Source organism: Streptomyces sp. KR55, assembly GCF_052245645.1.
Taxonomy (GTDB): Bacteria; Actinomycetota; Actinomycetes; order Streptomycetales; family Streptomycetaceae; genus Streptomyces; species Streptomyces flavusporus.
Map to the genome: position 1 here is coordinate 1 of NZ_JBQQCE010000670.1, position 3,831 is coordinate 3,831.

General features: G+C 71.2%; 4 protein-coding genes. All 4 read right to left on the minus strand.

The window, feature by feature from the left end; all coding sequences use genetic code 11:
- Positions 1–184: ferredoxin (locus ACTWQJ_RS47990; protein ID WP_443312667.1), on the minus strand; the 184-nt coding region annotated here is incomplete at its 3' end.
- Between the two features lie 54 nt (positions 185–238).
- Positions 239–1,408, minus strand: coding sequence for a cytochrome P450 (locus tag ACTWQJ_RS47995; protein WP_443312668.1), 1,170 nt, complete (start codon positions 1,406–1,408; stop codon positions 239–241).
- A 56-nt stretch (positions 1,409–1,464) separates the two neighbouring features.
- Positions 1,465–2,643, minus strand: a complete 1,179-nt coding sequence (locus ACTWQJ_RS48000) for a cytochrome P450 (protein WP_443312669.1) — start codon at positions 2,641–2,643, stop codon at positions 1,465–1,467.
- Between the two features lie 89 nt (positions 2,644–2,732).
- The coding region (locus ACTWQJ_RS48005; RefSeq protein WP_443312670.1) for an alpha/beta fold hydrolase at positions 2,733–3,831 on the minus strand (1,099 nt) is incomplete at its 5' end.

The window sequence follows — 3,831 nt, forward strand, 5'->3', positions numbered from 1 at the left end:
GGGTGATCGCGCCGGTCGGGCATCTCCTGGCCGCGGTCCGCACGGAGCCGGCCAGGTCCGCGGAGGGCAAGGGCGTCAGCAGCAGCACCTTGCCGTCGTCCTCCGACTGGTCGAAGACCGCGGGGAGGAACAGTGCGCACTGGCCGGTGCCTCCGCACTTGTCACGGTCGACACGTAGTTCCATGATCCGTCCTCTCACCACTCACTCGCTGAACCCTCACTCGGCACCACTCACTCATCACCACTCGACCGGAAGTGTCTCCACACCGTGCTGGGGCGCCAGCAGCCGGAAGCGGAGTTCCTCGGGCGGTACGGCTAGCCGCAGCCCCGGGAAGCGGTCCAGCAGCCCCGTATAGGCGATCCTCAGTTGCATACGGGCCAGGGCGGCGCCGAGACAGAAGTGGATGCCGTGTCCCAGGGCCATGTGGCTGCCGGGTTCCCGGGTGACGTCCAGGGTGTCCGCCGGCTCGCCGGGCGGCGTGACGCGGTGGGCGGCGAAGAGGGAACAGCCCACCACCTCGCCCTCCTTGATGACCTGGTCGCCGATGGTGACGTCCTGGAGGGCGGTGCGGGGGGAGGCCAGGGAGACCACCGACACGTAGCGGAGGAGTTCCTCCACCGCGTTGTCCATCAGCTCGGGCCGTTCGCGGAGCCGGCCGAGCTGGTTGGGGTGCGTCAGCAGGGCCAGCGCGCCCAGTCCCAGCATCTCCGAGGCGTTCTCCAGTTCCCCGGCGATGACGGACGAGCAGATGCCCGCGAGTTCCTGGTCCGTCAGGCCGGTGCCGTGCCGCTGGATCAGTGTGCTGAGCAGGTCCTCGCCGGGATCGCGGCGCTTCTGCGCAACGATCCGGTCCATGTAGGCGTTGAACGCCTTGCGGGCCGCGGTCCGTTTCGGGCTGCGTTTGGCCGCCCTGATGTCCGTCATCCGCGCCAGCTGGGGCAGGTCGTCGCGCGGTATGCCGAGCACCGCGCAGCCGACCAGGCCGGAGACGGGCCGGGCGAAGTGCCTCATGAGGTCGGCCGGGCGGACCGCCCCTTCGAGGACGTCCAGCTGACCGGCGACGATCTTCTCGATGGCGGGTTCCAGCTTGCGCATCCGCCGCACCGTGAAGTCCGGGGTGAGTTTCTGCCGCAGTCGGGTGTGCTCGGGCAGGTCGTACATCAGCAGGTTGCCCGGCTCGGGCCGGGGGCGGGGCAGGTCGGGGTTCTCCTGCGGCGGCCGGGTGCTGAACCGCTCCGTGTCGCCGAGGATCGCCCGTACCTCGTCACGGCCGACGGCGATCCAGTCGTACACCTCGGCGTCGGTGTTGCGGTAGACCGGCGTCGCGGCGGCGAGCCGGCTCAGTTCGGCGACGGGTTCGAGTATGTCCCGGCGTTTGTACACGGGAATGTCGGGCGGATTCGGCATGCACGGGTCCCTTTCCTCTGCGCGTGCTCACAACGTCTGGGCGTCGTCCGGTGGGGCTACCACGCGACGGGAAGCGACTCCATGCCGAAGGTGGCCAGCCGGGCCGACCTGAACCGGAGTTCCTCGGCGGGTACTCCGAGCCGCAGGCCGGGGAACCGCTCCAGTAGTGCCGCCAGCGCGATCCGCAGTTCGAGGCGGGCGAGCGCCGCGCCGACGCAGTGGTGGATGCCGTGCCCGAACGACATGTGGGCGGGGTTCTCACGCGTGATGTCGAGCCGGTCGTCGGCCCCGCGGTTCACCGACAGCAGTGAACAGGTCAGGATCTGGCCCGCCTTGATGAGGTGGTCGCCGATGGTCACGTCCTCCAGGGCGGTGCGCGGGGAGGCGATCGGCACCACGGTGGTGTAACGGATCAGCTCCTCGACGGCGTTGTCCATCAGTTCCGGCTTGTCCCGCAGCTGTGCCAGCTGTTCGGGGTGGGTCAGCAGGGCCACGACGGCCAGCCCGATGGTCCCGGCCATGTTCTCCAGGCCGGCGGCGATGACAGAGGCGCAGATGCCGACGAGTTCCTTGTCGCTCACCTCGTTGCCGTGGTTGCGGATCAGCATGCTGAGCATGTCGTCGGTCTGGTGACGGCGCTTCTGTTTCACGAAGCGCGCGAGATAGCCGTCGAAGGCGTTCGCCGCGGTGTTCCGCGCCTTGTGGCTGCCGTCGACACGGCGGCTGAGGTCCAGGGTCCGGGCCAGCTCCGCCTGGTCGTCCCGGGGGACGCCGAGGAGGGCGCAGCCGACCAGGCCGGGGATCGGCCAGGCGAAGTGCCGCATGAGGTCGGCCGGCCGGCCCGCGCGCTCCAGGACGTCGAGCCGGTCCGCCACGATCTTCTCGATGAGCGGTTCCATCCGGCGCATCCGCCGGACCGTGAACTCCGGGGTCAGCATGCGCCGCAGCCGGGTGTGCTCCGGCGGGTCGTACATCAGGGGGTTGCCGATCTGCACCAGGCGCCGGGAATCCTCCAGGCTCTCCGCGGGTGGCCGGGTGGAGAACCTGGCGGAGTCACCGAGGATGCCCCGTACCTCGTCGTGGCCGGTGACCAGCCAGTCGTGTCTGCCGGGGGAGGTGTCCGGCACGAACGGCGCTTCGACGCTCATCCGGGTCAGTTCGGGCTGGGGGTCGAGCCCGTCACGGCGGTGGAGATCGAAGAAGTCGCCCGAGAACGACTCCACTGGCTTCGACATGCACAAGTCCCTTTCTGCGTAGCCCCTTGATGGGGACGTCACGAGCGGGGGCGGGGCACGGCGGCCGGGGCGGCCGTGCCCCCGGCGGATCAGTCCTTGGAGCGGCCGGTGGCGGACCGGAGCTTCCGCGTGAGCACCGCGCCGACCAACGAGACGCTCGCCGGCTGGAGCATGTCGTTGTGGGTGACGGCGACTTCGTGCGTCTCCACGCTCCCCGTGGTGTAAGGCCTCCAGCTCGCCTTCGCGTCCGCCAGGGGCATCTCCTCGGCCCGGTCCTCGGTGGCGGCGAACAGCAGCAGGTCGCTCTGGACGCGGCGGGGCCGGTGGTCCAGCGCCAGCTCGGCCAGGTGGCGCATGACCTGTTCCATGTTCTTCAAGAACGGGCCGGCCATGGCCGGGGTGGCGCCGGCGTCGTCGGGCGAGGTCCGGAACGCCTCCTGATCCGGCGCCCCGCGGCCGTCGCGGTCGGTCTGCGCCGCGTCCCCGTCGTGCAGGGTCCGGCCGGCGGCCCCCGGGTAGGCGTCGAGGAGCGCCACCAGGGCCGCCTCCTCGCCCTGCTCCTCCAGCCGGGCGGCGACGGCCTGGGCGACGACGCCGCCGAAGGACCAGCCGAGCAGGTGGTACGGCCCGCTGGGCTGCACCGTGCGGATCTGGTCGGCGTAGTCGGCGGCCATCTCCTCGATGCTCTGCGGCATCGAGTCGGGGTCGGTGAGGCCGCGTGCCTGGACGCCGTAGACCGGCTGGTCCTCCGGGAGGTGCCGGAGCAGAGCGGCGTAGCCCCAGCTCAGGCCGGTGTTGTGGTGCAGGCAGAACAGCGGCGGGCGGCTGCCGGGGCCGGCTGCCCGCAGCGGCAGCAGCACCTCCAGGTCGTCCCGCTTGCGCAGGGTGCGCCGGGAGGCGCTGGTGGCCTCGTCGAGGTCCTGGGCCGTGCCCCGTACCGTTACCAGGCCGGCGGTGGTCCGCCTGGCCCGCAGGCCGGTACGGAACATTCTCTCGCCGTCGGGACCGAACGGGCAGGCGACGAAGCGCTCGGCGGTCACGCCGGCCGCGTCCGCGTAGCCGCGGGCCAGCGAAACACCCGCGACGTAGACGTCGCCGACGACACCGGCCGGGACCGGCCGCAGCAGCTCGTCCAGGACGAACACCCTGGTGTTGTGCACCGGGGTGCCGGTGGGCACCTCGGACGGC